At 76.2% G+C, this 14,532-nt stretch carries 1 protein-coding gene (only partly in view); it reads right to left on the reverse strand.

Annotated features, from left to right (window positions below; translation table 11 throughout):
• Window position 1: 1 nt before the first annotated feature.
• Window positions 2–14,532 carry the 3' portion of a type I polyketide synthase gene (locus tag JGS22_RS25600; protein WP_216815184.1) on the reverse strand. It continues 14,062 nt past the right edge of the window, so only the last 14,531 of its 28,593 coding nucleotides appear in the window; the start codon falls outside the window, past its right edge; the stop codon is at window positions 2–4.

Genomic DNA, 14,532 nt, shown 5'->3' on the forward strand with positions numbered 1-14,532 from the left:
GTCAGTCCCGCTCATTGTCAGAGTTGCCGTTGAGTGCCGCTTGCACCAGGTCGTCGATCTCCATGGCGTCGATCGACGCGTCGGACGCGTCGTCGCTGCCGTCGCCGGCCGGGGTGTCCTGGTCGCTGCCGGCCGGGTGCTGCCCGGCGAGTTCCAGCAGTCGGTCCAGGAACCCGTTCTCGCGCAGCCGTTCCATCGGGACGGCTGCGAGGACGGCGCGCACGGCCCGCTCCTCGGCACCGTCGCCGTCGGCGGCGGCGCCGTCGGCAGCGGCGCTGTCGGCGGCGCCCTCGGGGAGGAGCTGTCCGAGGATGTGCCCGGCGAGAGCGGCCGGGGTGGGGTGGTCGAAGACGAGGGTCGCGGACAGGGTGAGTCCGGTGGCGGCGCCGAGCTGGTTGCGCAGCTCGACGGCGCCGAGTGAGTCGAATCCGAGGTCGCGGAAGGCCTGGTCGGGTCCGATCTGGTCGGTACCGGTGTGGCCGAGGACCTCGGCGGCGCGTTCCCGCACCAGGGTGAGGACGCTGGGGGCGCGGCGGCCCTCGGGGAGGCGGGCCAGCCGCTCCCGCAGGCCGGTCGCCGACGGCCCGGTGTCGCCGGCGGGAGCAGCGGTGAGGGCGGCGTGGGCGGGCATCTCGGCGAGCAGGCTGCTGGGCCGGACGCTGGTGAAGGCGCGGACGAACCGCTCCGGATCGACGTCGGCGACGACGGCGACCGGGTCGTTGGCGGCGACGACCTGGCGCAGGGCCAGGACCGCGAGGTCCGGGTCGAGCGGCCGGATGCCGGTGCGGCGGGCGAGCGCGGCGGCGCGGGCGCCGTCGGCCATGCCCTCCCCGCCCCAGGCGCCGTAGGCGACGGAGGTCGCCGGAAGGCCCTCGGCGCGGCGCCGTTCGGCCAGCGCGTCCAGGACCGCGTTGGCGGCCGCGTAGGTGCCCTGGCCGGGGTTGCCGACGGCGGCGGAGGCGGACGAGAAGAGCGCGAAGACCTCCAGTTCGTGGCCGCGGGTCAGCTCGTCGAGGAGCAGCGCGGAGGCGACCTTGGCACGGAAGACGGCGGCGAACCGGTCGGGGGTGAGGCCGTCCACGACACCGTCGTCGAGGACGCCCGCGGTGTGGACGACGCCGGTCAGGGGCGCGTCGTCGGGCACCGTGGCGAGTACGGCGGCGAGCTGGTCGCGGTCCGCGGTGTCGCAGGCGTGGATGACGGGTTCGGCGCCGAGCGCCCGCAGGTCGGCGGCGAGTTCGGCGGCGCCCTCGGCGTCGGGTCCGGTGCGGCTGAGGAGCAGCAGGCGGCGGGCGCCCGCTCCGGCGAGCCTGCGGGCGGTGCGGGCGCCGAGGGCGCCGGTGCCGCCGGTGATCAGGACGGTGCCGCTGGGCTGCCAGCCCTGGGGCGTGCCGGGGCGGACGGCGGCGAGACGGCGGCCGAAGACCGCGCCGGGCCGTACGGCGAGCTGGTCCTCGCCCTCGGGGTCGGCGAGGACGGCGGCCAGGCGCTCCGCGGTCCGCTCGTCGAGGGCGTGGGGCAGGTCGATGATGCCGCCCCAGCGCTGCGGGTACTCCAGCGCGGCGACCCGGCCGAGTCCGTGGACGGCGGCCTGGAGGGGCGCGTCGACGGTGTCGGCGGGTGAGACGGCGGCCGCGGCGCGGGTGAGGCACCACAGCGGGGCGTCGGTGCCGGCGTCGCCGAGCGCCTGGACCAGGGTGGCGGTGAGGGCGGCGCCGGTGGGCACTCCCCCGGTGAGTCCGGCTGCCGCTCCGGCGGTGGTGCCGTCCAGTCCGGCGAGCGCCAGCAGGGACACCACACCCGTCAACCGGCCTGCCCGGGTGAGGAGTTCACGGATCTCGGCGGCGAGCGCCGCGCGGTCCTGCCCGGTCACCGTGAGGACGCGGGCGCCGGTGCCGAGGGTGCTCAGCACGGAGCCGGTCCACGGGTGGTCGGCGTGGTCGGCGGGGACCACGGCGAGCCAGCTGCCGGTGGGGGTGCCGGTGGTGGCGCGGTTCAGGGGCCGCCAGGCGATGCGCTGGCGCCAGCCGTCGACGGTGGACTGGTCGCCGTGTTTGCGGCGCCAGTCGCGCAGGGCGGGCAGAACCTGCTCCAACGCCTCGCCGTCGACGCCCAGTTCACCGGCGAGGGAGTCGAACTTCTCGTCCTGGACCGCGGCCCAGAACTCGGCGTCGCCCGCGTCGGAGGGGGTCGGCGCCGTGGCGGCCGGTGCCTCGTCTGGCCAGAACCGCTGCTTGCGGAACGGGTAGGTCGGCAGGTCGACGCGGCGGGCGCCGGTGCCGTCGAGGAGCGCGGGCCAGTCGACGGACTGTCCGGCCGCGTGCAGCCGGGCGACCGCGGCGATCAGGGAGCGCTCCTCGTCACGTCCGGTGCGCAGGGCCGGGACGACCGCGGGGGCGGGCCGGTTCTCGTCGGCGAGGACGTCGAGGGTGTCCTGGGCGAGGCTGCACAGCACACCGTCGGGGCCGAGTTCGAGGTAGCGCGTCGCGCCGCGGCCCGCGAGGGTGCGGACCCCGTCGCCGAAGCGGACCGCCCGGCGGACGTGCTCGACCCAGTACCCGGGGTCGCACACCTGGTCGTCGGTGGCCGGTTCCCCGGTGAGGTTCGACACCAGGGGCAGCTTCGGCGAGGTGTACGACACGCTCCGGGTGACCTGTTCGAAGTCCTTGAGCATGGCGTCCATGTGCAGTGAGTGAAACGCATGGCTCACCCGCAAACGCCTAGTCTTCCGGCCGAGTGCGGCGAACTCGTCGGCGAGCGCGGTCACCGCGTCCTCGTCACCGGAGACCACGACGGCCTCGGGGCCGTTGACGGCGGCCAGCGAGACGCGGTCGGTGAGACGGGGGGCGACCTCGTCCTCGGTGGCGCGGACGGCGAGCATGGCGCCGCCGGCCGGAAGCGCCTGCATGAGGCGGGCGCGGGCGGCGACGATCCGGCAGGCGTCCTCCAGGGTGAACACCCCGGCGACGTGGGCCGCGGCGATCTCGCCGACCGAGTGTCCGGCGAGCAGGTCGGGCCGCACGCCCCAGGACTCGACGAGCCGGTGCAGGGCCACGCCGAGCGCGAAGAGCGCGGGCTGCGTCCAGCCGGTGGAGTCGAGGAGATCGGCCTCCGGGGCGCCCTCGGACGCGAACATGACCTCGCGCAGCGGGCGTTCGAGGTGGCGGTCGAAGTGGGCGAGGACCTCGTCGAGGGCGGCGGCGAAGACCGGGAAGCGGGCGTAGAGGGCGCGTCCCGCTCCGGCCCGCTGGGAGCCCTGGCCGGGGAAGAGGAACGCGGTGCGTCCGCCGGGCGCGGAGCGGCCCCGCAGGACGTTCGCGTCGGAGCGGCCCTCGGCGAGCGCGGTGAGCGCGTCGAGCAGCTCGTCGCGTCCCTGGACGGCGAGGACCGCGCGGTGTTCGAACGCGGACCGGGTGGTGCCCAGGGAGAGCGCGAGGTCGGCGGGGGTGGGCAGGTCCGCGGGTGCGGCGGCGAGCCGGGCGCGCAGCCGGGCGGCCTGTTCGGCGAGTGCGTCGGCGGTGGCGGCGGACAGCGGTACGGGCAGCGGCCGGGCGTCGGCGTCCGGCGCGGTGCCGGCGGTGGACGGGGCGGCGGCTGCGTCCGGTCCGGCGGTGGACGGGGCGGGGGCCTGTTCGAGGATGACGTGGGCGTTGGTGCCGCTGGCGCCGAAGGAGGAGACGGCGGCGCGGCGGGGCCTGCCGTTCTCGGGCCATTCGGCGGTCTCGGTCAGCAGCCGCACCGCGTCCGGGTCCCACTCGATGTGCCGGGAGGGCGTGTCGGCGTGCAGGGTGCGGGGCAGGGTCCCGTGGCGCATGGCGAGGACCATCTTGATGATCCCGGCGACGCCGGACGCGGCCTGCGTGTGGCCGATGTTGGACTTCACTGAGCCCAGCAGCAGCGGCCGGTCCGCGGGCCGGTCCCGGCCGTAGGTGGCGAGCAGGGCCTGCGCCTCGATCGGGTCGCCCAGTGTGGTGCCCGTGCCGTGCGCCTCGACGGCGTCGACATCGCGGGCGGTGAGCCCGGCGGCGGCCAGCGCCTTGCGGATGACGCGCTGCTGGGAGGGGCCGTTGGGGGCGGTGAGGCCGTTGGAGGCGCCGTCCTGGTTGACGGCGGAGCCGCGCAGCACGGCCAGTACCTCGTGACCGCGGCTGCGGGCGTCGGAGAGTCGTTCCACGACCAGCATGCCCACGCCCTCGGCCCAGGCGGTGCCGTCGGCGTCGTCGGAGAACGGCTTGCAGCGGCCGTCCGGGGAGAGCGCGCCCATCTCGCCGAACTCGACGAAGCCGACCGGGGTCGACATCACGGTGACGCCGCCCGCGAGGGCAAGGGAGCACTCCCCCGCGCGGATCGCCTGGGCGGCGAGGTGCAGGGCGGTCAGGGAGGAGGAACAGGCGGTGTCGACGCTGACCGAGGGGCCTTCGAGGCCGAGCGTGTAGGAGAGGCGGCCGGAGAGGAGGCTCGCCGACTGGGCGGTCTCGACGTGTCCCGACTGGCCGATGGCGGGGCGGTAGTCGCCGCTGCCGCCGCCGACGAAGACGCCGGTGTCGCCGCCGCGCAGCTCCGCCGGGTCGATCCCGGACCGCTCCAGGGCCTCCCAGGCGGCCTGGAGAACGATCCGCTGCTGCGGGTCGATGACCAGGGCCTCGCGGGGCGAGATCCCGAAGAAGGCGGGGTCGAAGTCGGCGACGTCGTAGAGGAATCCGCCCTCGCGGGTGACGCTGCGTCCGCGTCCTTCGCGGTCGCCGTGCAGGAGCCGTTCGAGGTCCCAGCCGCGGTCGGTGGGGAAGCCGCCGATGGCGTCCGTACCGGCGCCGAGCAGCGCCCACAGGTCCTCGGGCGAGCGGACGTCGCCGGGGTAGCGGCAGCTCATGCCGACGATGACGATCGGGTCGTCGGTGTCGGCGCCGACGCGGGCCGTGACAGCGGCCGACTCGGCCTGTGCGCCGAGGAGTTCGTCGAGCAGGTGGTCGGCGAGGACGGCGGGCGTCGGGTAGTCGAAGACCAGGGTCGCGGGCAGGGTGAGGCCGGTGCCGGTGGCCAGGCGGTTGCGCAGGTCGACGGCGGTGAGCGAGTCGAAACCGAGGTCCTTGAAGGCGAGTTCGGCGGGGACGGTGCCCGCGTCGGCGTGTCCGAGGACGGCGGCGACGTCGGTGACGACCAGGTCGAGCAGCCTCCGGGTGCGGTCGGCGGGGTCCGTCTGCCGCAGCCGGTCGCGCAGCAGGGCGGCGGTCCCGACATCGCCGGCCTCGCCCTCGGCGCCGCGCAGGGCGTCGCGGGCCTCGGGCAGTTCGGTGAACAGTGCACCGGGGCGGGTGCGGGTGAAGGCGGGCGCGAAGCGGTCCCAGGCGACGTCCGCGACGGTCACGGAGGCGTCGGCGGTCGGGTCCTCGGCCGCCTCGCCGGTCACTGCGGCGAGTGCGGCGAGGGCGCGGTCGGGTGCCAGGGCGGGCAGTCCGTTGGCGCGCAGATGGGCGGCGAGCCCCTCGGGCTCGGCGCCGTCCCAGGCGCCCCAGGAGACGGAGACGGCGTTGGTGCCGCGGGCCCGGTGCTGCTGGACGAGCGTGTCGAGGCAGGCGCCCGCGGCGGCGCCGGTGCCCTGCCCGCTGACGCCCCAGACGGCGGAGATGGAGCCGAAGACGACGAACGCGTCGAGGACGGACGTTCCGACGGCGGCCGTCAGCGCGTCGTACGCGGCCCGCGACCCGGCCACCGCGGTCGCCGGATCCGGCGCCTGCGCAGCGCCGCTGTCGCCGGTGTGGACGACGGCGGTGAGCGGGCGCTCGGCGGGCAGCGCGGCGACGGCGTCGACGAGCGGGCCCGGCGCGGCCGGGTCGTTGTGGCGGACGACGGTGAGGACGGCGCCCGCCGCCTCGACGTCGGCGAGGAGCGCGTCGACGGCGTCCTGCGGGGCCTCGGGCCCGGCGAGGAGCACCTCGGCGGCACCGTGCGCGGCGAGCCAGCGGGCGACGTGCCCGCCGAAGCCCTCGGGGCCGCCGGTGACCAGGACGGTCCCGGTGGGCCGCCAGTCGGCACGCTGCCCGCCGGCCGCCCGGCTGAGGCGGCGGCCGTAGAGACCGGAGGCGCGCAGTGCGACCTGGTCCTCGGCGGGGGTGTCGGCCGGGGCCGGCGCCAGGACGGCGCGCAGCCGTTCGGCGGCGCGTGCGTCGGCGATCAGGTCGACGTCGAGGAGTCCGCCCCAGCGCTCGGGCTCCTCCAGGGCGAGGACTCGGCCCTGGCCCCAGACGGCGGCCTCTTCGGGGTCGGCGGCCCGGTCGGCGCGGCCCACGGCGACGGCGCCCCGGGTGACGCACCACAGCGGGGCGTCGATCGCGGCGTCGGCGAGGAGCCGCAGCAGGGCGTCGGGAGCGGCAGCACGCAGGGACAGGACGCCGGCCCAGGCGGTGTCGGCGGCCGCGTCGCGCAGTGCGGCGAGGGCGTCGGCAGCAGCGTCGGCGGCGGCGTCCGGGAGGGTGAGGCGGGTCGCGTCGGTGCCGAGCGCGGTGGCAAGGGCCTCGGCCCACGGGTCGCCGTCGAGCGTCGCCGGGGTGAGGATCAGCCACGGTCCGCTCGCCCCGGTGGCGGCGGTCGGGGTGATGGGCCGCCAGGTCACCCGGTAGCGCCAGCCGTCGAGCAGGGAGCGCTCGGACAGGCCGCGCCGCCAGGTCGACAGGGCGGGCAGCACGCTCGACAGGAGTGCGTCGTCGAGGTCGAGGGTGCTGGAGAGGGACTCCAGGTCCTCGCTTTCGACGGCGGCCCAGAACGCGGCGTCCACCGGGTCCTGTCCGGTGTGGGCGCCGGTCCCGGCGGCGGGCTCGGGCCAGTACAGCTCGCGCTGGAAGGCGTAGGTGGGCAGTTCGACGCGGCGGGCGCCGCTGCCCTCGAACCACGCGGTCCAGTCGACGGCGACACCGGCCGCGTGCAGCCGGGCCACCGCAGTGAGCAGGGCGGTCTCCTCGCCGCGGTCCTTGCGCAGGGCGGGGACGGAGACGGCGTCGTCGTCCAGGACGGCGGCGGCCATGCCGGTCAGCACGCCGTGCGGGCCGACCTCCAGGAAGGCGTCGGCACCCGCGTCGGCGAGCGCACGGACCCCGTCGGCGAACCGGACCGTCTGCCGGACGTGCTCCACCCAGTAGGCAGCGGTGGTCAGTTGGCCGGGCTCGGCGAGCGTGCCGGTGACGTGGGAGACGACCGGGATGTGCGGCTCGGCGTAGGTGAGCCCCTCGGCGACGGCGCGGAAGGCGTCGAGCATCGGGTCCATCAGCGCCGAGTGGAAGGCGTGACTGACCGAAAGACGCTGCGTCTTGCGGTCCTCGGCGGCGAACTCCTCGGCCAGCGCGAGGACTTCGGCCTCGTCACCGGCGATGACGACGGAGTCGGGCCCGTTGACGGCGGCCAACGAGACACCCTCGGTCAGACGACCGGCGACCTCGGCCTCGGTCGCCTGAACGGCCACCATCGCGCCACCGGACGGCAGCTCCTGCATCAAACGGGCACGCGCCGAAACCAGCGCACACGCGTCATCGAGCGAGAAGACCCCGGCGACGTGCGCGGCGGCGATCTCACCGATCGAGTGACCGGCCACGAACTCCGGCGTGACGCCCAGGGATTCGAGCAGCCGGTAGAGGGCAACCTCGACGGCGAACAGCGCAGGCTGCGTACAGCCGGTCGAGTGCAGACGCTCGTCGTCCTCCGCGAACAACACCTCCCGCAGCTCCGGCACGTCCAGACGAGCCAACGCCGCGTCCAACGCATCCGCGAACACCGGGCAACGACCGTACAGTTCACGCCCCATCCCGGCCCGCTGCGAACCCTGACCCGAGAACAGCACGGCGGGGCGGCGGTCGGTGGCGCGGTCGCGGACGGTCTCCACCGGCTCGCCGTCGGGCGTGACCAGCAGGACCGCGCGGTGTGCGAAGGCGCTGCGGCCGACGGCCAGGCTGTAGGCGGTGTCGAGGGCCGGGACCTCCGGGCGGGTCGCGGTGAAGGCGTCGAGGCGGGCCGCCTGGGCGGTGAGCGCCTGCTCGGTGCGGGCGGAGAGCAGCCACGGCAGGACGGTCGGGACGGGCCCGGTCGCCTCCGGTGCCTGCTCCTCGGTGACCGGCACGGGCTGTTCGAGGATGACGTGGGCGTTGGTGCCGCTCACGCCGAACGCGGAGACGCCGGCCCGGCGCGGGCGGCCCGTCTCGGGCCAGGCGCGCTGCTCGCGCAGCAGTTCCACGGTGCCCGCGGACCAGTCGACGTGCGAGGACGGGGCGTCCACGTGCAGGGTGCGCGGGAGGTGCGCGCGGCCCAGGGCGAGGACGGTCTTGATGACACCGGCGGCGCCGGCGGCGGCCTGGGTGTGGCCCAGGTTGGACTTGACGGTGCCGAGCAACAGCGGCCTGGACGGGTCGCGGCCGTCCCCGTAGGCGGCGATCAGGGCGTGCGCCTCGATCGGGTCGCCGAGGGCGGTGCCGGTGCCGTGCGCCTCGACGGCGTCGATGTCGGCGGGGGCGAGGCGGGCATCGGCCAGGGCCTGGCGGAGAACGCGCTGCTGGGCGCGGCCGTTGGGGGCGGTGAGCCCGTTGGAGGCGCCGTCCTGGTTGACGGCGGAGCCGCTGAGGACCGCGAGGACGGGGTGTCCGTTGCGGCGGGCGTCGGAGAGCCGCTCCAGGACGAGGACGCCGGCGCCCTCGGACCAGGCGGTGCCGTCGGCGGCGTCGGCGAACGCCTTGCAGCGGCCGTCGCCCGCCAGGCCGCCCTGCGCGGTGAACTCCACGAACGCGTCGGGGCTGGCCATCACGGAGACGCCACCTGCGAGGACCAGGGAGCACTCGCCCGAGCGCAGTGCGCCCGCGCCCATGTGGAGGGCGACCAGGGCGGAGGAGCAGGCGGTGTCGACGGTGACCGCCGGGCCTTCGAGGCCGAGGGTGTAGGAGAGGCGGCCCGACATGACGCTGGCGGTGGTGCCGGTGGCGGCGTGGCCGCGGACGTCGGTGGTGCCCCGGCGGAGCATGGTCGCGTAGTCCTGGCCGTTGGTGCCGACGAAGACGCCGGTGGCGGAGCCGCGCAGGCGCTGCGGGTCGATGCCTGAGCGCTCCAGCGCCTCCCAGCCGGTCTCCAGGAGGAGGCGCTGCTGCGGATCCATGGCGAGGGCCTCGCGCGGGGAGATGCCGAAGAACGCGGCGTCGAAGCGTCCGGCTCCGTCGAGGAAGCCGCCCTCCAGGGTGGCGGAGCCGCCGCGGGCGAGGGCGTCGAGGTCCCAGCCGCGGTCGGTGGGGAAGCCGGAGACGGCGTCGCGGCCCTCGTCCAGGAGGCGCCACAGGTCCTCGGGCGACTCGACGCCGCCCGGGAAGCGGCAGCCCATGCCGACCACGACGACCGGATCGTCGTCGGTGGCGCGGCCGGCGCCCTCGGTGGCGCCCGTGGTGGTGTCGGGCAGAGCGCCGAGGATCTCGGTGAGGAGGTGGGCGGCGAGGTCGCGGGCGGTCGGGAAGTCGTAGACGAGGGTGGCGGGCAGCCGCAGTCCGGTGGTGGCGCCCAGGGTGTTGCGGAGTTCGACGGTGGTCAGCGAGTCGAAGCCGAGGTCGGTGAAGGCCCGGTCGGGTTCGACGGCGTCGGGGTCGGGGTGGCCGAGGACGGCGGCGACCTGGGCGCGCAGGAAGTCGAGCACGTACCGCTCGCGGGCGGCTCCGGTGCGGGCGGCGACCTCCCGGCGCAGGGCCGGTTCGGTGTCGCCCGGGGTGGTGGCGGTGACGGCGGCGCGCAGTTCGGGCAGGTCGCCGACGAGGGCCCGGTTGGGGGCGAAGACGGCGGCGTAGCGCTGCCAGTCGATGTCGGCGACGACGAGCGCGGTGTCACCGTGTCCGACGGCGGCGTCGAGGGCGGCGAGGGCGTCCTCCGGGCTCATCGGCTGGTAGCCGCCGCGGCGGACCCGGTCCTCGACGCCGGTGCCGTCGCCGGCCATGCCGGTGCCGGACCACGGGCCCCAGGCCACCGAGGTGGCGGGCAGGCCGAGTTCGCGCCGGTGCTCGGCGAGGGCGTCGAGGTAGGCGTTGGCGGCGGCGTAGTTGCCCTGTCCGGCGGCGCCGAGGGCACCGGCGGTGGAGGAGAACAGCACGAAGTCGGTGAGGCCGAGGTCGCGGGTCAGCTCGTGGAGGTGGGCGGCGGAACGGGCCTTGGCGTCCAGGACGGTGGCGAACCGCTCGGGGGTGAGCGTGTCCAGGAGTCCGTCGTCGAGGACCCCGGCCGCGTGGACGACGGCGGTGAGCGGGTGTTCGGCGGGGACGGCGGCCAGCAGCGCGGCGAGGGCGTCCCGGTCGGCGGTGTCGCAGGCGGCGACGGTGACCCGGGCGCCCGACTCCCGCAGTTCGGCGGCGAGTTCGGCGGCGCCGGGGGCGCCGGCGCCGCGCCTGCCGGCGAGCAGCAGGTGCGGGGTGCCCCGGTCGGCGAGGCGGCGGGCGACCCGGGCGCCGAGGGCGCCGGTGCCGCCGGTGATCAGCACGGTGCCCTCGGGGGCGAAGGTGCGCGCGGGCCGCTGCGGTGCCGGGTGGTGGGCGAGGCGACGGACGTGGGCGGCGGAGGCGCGGACGGCGAGCTGGAGCTCGTCGCCCGGGGTGGCGAGGTGGTGGGCGAGACGACGCACGATGCGGTCGTCGATCTGCTCGGGCAGGTCGACGAGGGCGATGCGTCGGTCGGGCTGTTCGAGGGCGGCGGCGCGGCCGAGACCCCAGAGGGCGGCCTGCCCGGGGTGGGCGAGGCGGTCGGCGCGGCCGGTGCTGACGGCCTGGCGGGTGATGATCCAGACCGGGGCGTCGATCCCGGCGTCGGCGAGCGCCGTCAGGGCGGTGGCGGTGGGGACGACCGCGCAGGTTCCGGCCGGGTCGTCGTCACGGCCGCCGTCGGTGAGGGCCAGGAGGGCCAGGACGCCGGTGAACCCGCCTTCGGGGCGCGGGAGTCCGCGCAGGGTGTCGGCGAGCGCGGCGCGATCGGTGGTGTCGACGGTGACGTCGGTGGTGGTGAGGCCGAGGGTGTCGAGGAGGGCGGTGGCGTCGGGCGTCGGGTCGCCTGCGGAACGCAGGACCAGCCAGCTGCCGTCGGGGCGGGCGGTGGGGGCGCCGTCGAGCACCTTCCACAGGACGCGGTGCCGGCGGCCGTCGGCGGTGACGCGCTCGGCACGGCGGCGCCGCCACGAGGAGAGCGCCGGGACGAGGGCGGCGACGGTGTCGTCGTCCAGGCCGAGGTCGGCGCCGAGCGCGGGCAGGTCGGCGCGTTCGACGGCGGCCCAGAACGCCGCGTCGGTGCCGTCGTCGGGGGCTCCCTGGGCGGCGATCGGGGCGCCGGTGGTGTCGGGCCAGTAGCGGCTGCGCTGGAAGGCGTACGTGGGCAGGTCGACGCGGCGGGCGCCGGCGCCGGCGAGGGCGGCGGCCCAGTCGACGGGGGTGCCGTCGACGTGCAGACGGGCCAGGGCGGCGGTGAGGAAGGGCACTTCGGCGCGGTCGCGGCGCAGCGCGGGCACGGTGGTGGCGGGGCGGGCCGCCGCGGCGTTCTCCGGGCCCTCGGAACCGTCGGGACCGTCGAGTACGGCGCGGGCGGCGGCGGACAGGGTGCCGTCGGGGCCGAGTTCGAGGTAGGAGGTGACGCCCTGGCGGTGCAGGGTGCGGACCGCGTCGGCGAACCGGACGGTCGCGCGGACCTGGCCGACCCAGTAGTCGGGGGTGGCGAGTTCGGCCGCGCCGGCGAGGTCGCCGGTGACCGTGGAGACCACGGCGAGCAGGGGCGCCTCGTAGGTCAGGGTGCGGGCGACGCGGGCGAAGTCGTCGAGCATGGCGTCCATGCGCGGCGAGTGGAAGGCGTGGCTGACCCGCAGTTCGCGGGTGCGGCGGCCGTCCTCGGCCAGGAGGGCGGCGACCCGGGCGACCGGTTCGGCGTCCCCGGCGACGACGACGGCGCGGGGGCCGTTGACGGCGGCGAGGGAGACCCGGTCCTCCAGGCCCGCGAGGAGGGGCAGCACCTCGTCCTCGGCGGCCTCGACGGCGATCATGGCGCCGCCGGACGGGAGGGCGGCCATCAGTCGGCCGCGGGCGGCGACCAGGGTGCAGGCGTCCGCCAGGGAGAAGACCCCGGCGACGTGCGCGGCGGCGATCTCGCCGATGGAGTGGCCCGCGACGCTGTCCGGACGCACGCCCCAGGACTCGACGAGCCGGTACAGGGCGACTTCGAGGGCGAACAGGGCGGGCTGGGTGTAGGCGGTGTCGTGCAGCAGGTCGGCTTCCGGGCTGCCGTCCTCGGCGAACAGGATCTCGCGCAGCGGGCGGTCGAGTTCCTGGTCGAAGTGGGTGAGGACGGCGTCCAGGGCGTCGGCGAACTCCGGGTGCCGGTCGTACAGTTCGCGGCCGGCGGCGGCGCGCTGGCTGCCCTGTCCGGTGAAGAGGAAGGCGAGCCCTCCTCGGGCGGGGCTGCCGGTGAGGAGGGCGCCGTCGGGGGTGCTGTCGCGCAGTGCGGTGAGGGCGCGCAGCAGGTGCCCGCGGTCGCCGGGCAGGACGGCGGCCCGGTGTTCGAGGGCGGCGCGGGACCCGGCGAGGGAGGCGGCCAGGTCGGTCAGGGGCAGTTCGGGGTGGTCGGTGAGGTGGGTGAGGAGGCGGTCGGCCTGGTCGCGCAGGGCGGGGGCGGTGCGCGCGGAGAGCACCGCGGGTACGCCGTCGGGGAGCGCGTCCGGGTCGGTGGCGGGCGCGGTGGCGGGCTCGTCGGTGACGACCTGCTCGACGATGGTGTGGACGTTGGTGCCGGAGAGGCCGAAGGAGGAGATGCCGGCCCGGTGGGGGCGGCCGGTCTCGGGCCAGGCCACGGTGTCGGTGACGAGGTCGATGGCGCCCGAGGTCCAGTCGACGTGGCTGGAGGGGGTGTCGATGTGCAGGGTGCGCGGAACGGTGCCGTGCCGCATCGCCATGACCATCTTCATGACGCCGGCGATGCCGGACGCCATCTGGGTGTGGCCGATGTTGGACTTCACCGAGCCCAGCAGCAGCGGCCGTTCGGCGTTCCGGTCCTGGCCGTAGGTGGCGAGCAGGGCCTGCGCCTCGATCGGGTCGCCGAGCGCGGTGCCGGTGCCGTGGCCCTCGACGACGTCCACCTCGCCCGCGGTGAGCCCGGAGTTGGCGAGCGCCTGCCGGATGACGCGGGCCTGGGAGGGGCCGTTGGGGGCGGTGAGCCCGTTGGAGGCGCCGTCCTGGTTGACGGCGGAGCCGCGGATCACGGCGAGGACGGGGTGGCCGTTGCGGCGTGCGTCGGAGAGCCGTTCGACGAGGACGAGACCGACGCCCTCGGCGAGGCTCATGCCGTCGGCGCCCTCCGCGTACGCCTTGCAGCGGCCGTCGGGGGCCATGGCGCGCTGCCTGCTGAAGCCGGTGAAGGCCTGCGGGGTGGCCATCACGCTGACACCGCCGGCCAGCGCGAGAGTGGACTCGCCGTTGCGCAGCGACTGGCAGGCCAGGTGCAGCGCGACCAGCGAGGAGGAGCAGGCGGTGTCCAGGGTGACGGCGGGGCCCTCGAAGCCGAAGGTGTAGGCGAGGCGGCCGGACATGACGCTGGAGATGGTGCCGGTGATGAGGTGACCCTCGGCACCCTCGGTGCTGCTGCCGCCGGCGCTGTAGTCCTGGTAGCTGGCGCCGATGAAGGTGCCGGTGAGGCTGGAGCGCAGGGTGTGGGGGTCGATGCCCGCGCGTTCCATGACCTCCCAGCCGGTCTCCAGGAGGAGGCGCTGCTGCGGGTCCATGGACAGCGCCTCGCGGGGCGAGATGCCGAAGAACCCGGCGTCGAAGTCGGCGACGTCGTGCAGGAACCCGCCCTGCGTGGAGTAGGTGGTGCCGGGGCGGTCGGGGTCCGGGTCGTAGAGGGCGTCGGCGTCCCAGCCGCGGTCGGCGGGGAAGCCGCTGATGGCGTCGCCGCCCGCCGCGACGAGGTCCCAGAGGGCCTCGGGCGAGGTGACGCCGCCGGGGTAGCGGCAGCTCATCGCGACGACGGCGATCGGGTCGTCGTCGACGGCGACCGCGGTGCGGACCGGCCCTTCGGAGTCGGCTTCGGGCCCGCCGATCAGGCCGCGCAGGAAGCCGACGAGGGCCAGCGGGTCCGGATAGTCGAACACCATGGTGCTCGGCAGGGTGAGGCCGGTGACCGTGGCCAGCCGGTTGCGCAGGTCGACGGCGGTGAGGGAGTCGAAGCCGACGTCACGGAAGGCGCGGCGCTCGGAGAGGACCTCCGGGGAGGCGTGGCCCAGGACGGTGGCGGCCTCGGAGCGCACCAGGTCGAGCAGGAGCCGGTCCTGTTCGCCAGCGGGCAGGGCGCGCAGCCGGGCGGTGAACTCGCCGCCCTCGGCGGCGCGGGCCTCGTTCTCCTCGGTGAGGGCCCGGACCTCGGGGACGTCCTCGAAGAGGTCGGTGGGCCGGGAGGAGGTGAAGACGGGGTGGTAGCGGTCCCAGTCGACGTCGGCGACGGCGATCGAACCCTCGTCGCCGTCGAGGACCTGGCGGAGCCCGGCCAGGGCCAGCTTGGGGT

This window comes from Streptomyces tardus (assembly GCF_018101125.2).
GTDB lineage: Bacteria > Actinomycetota > Actinomycetes > Streptomycetales > Streptomycetaceae > Streptomyces > Streptomyces tardus.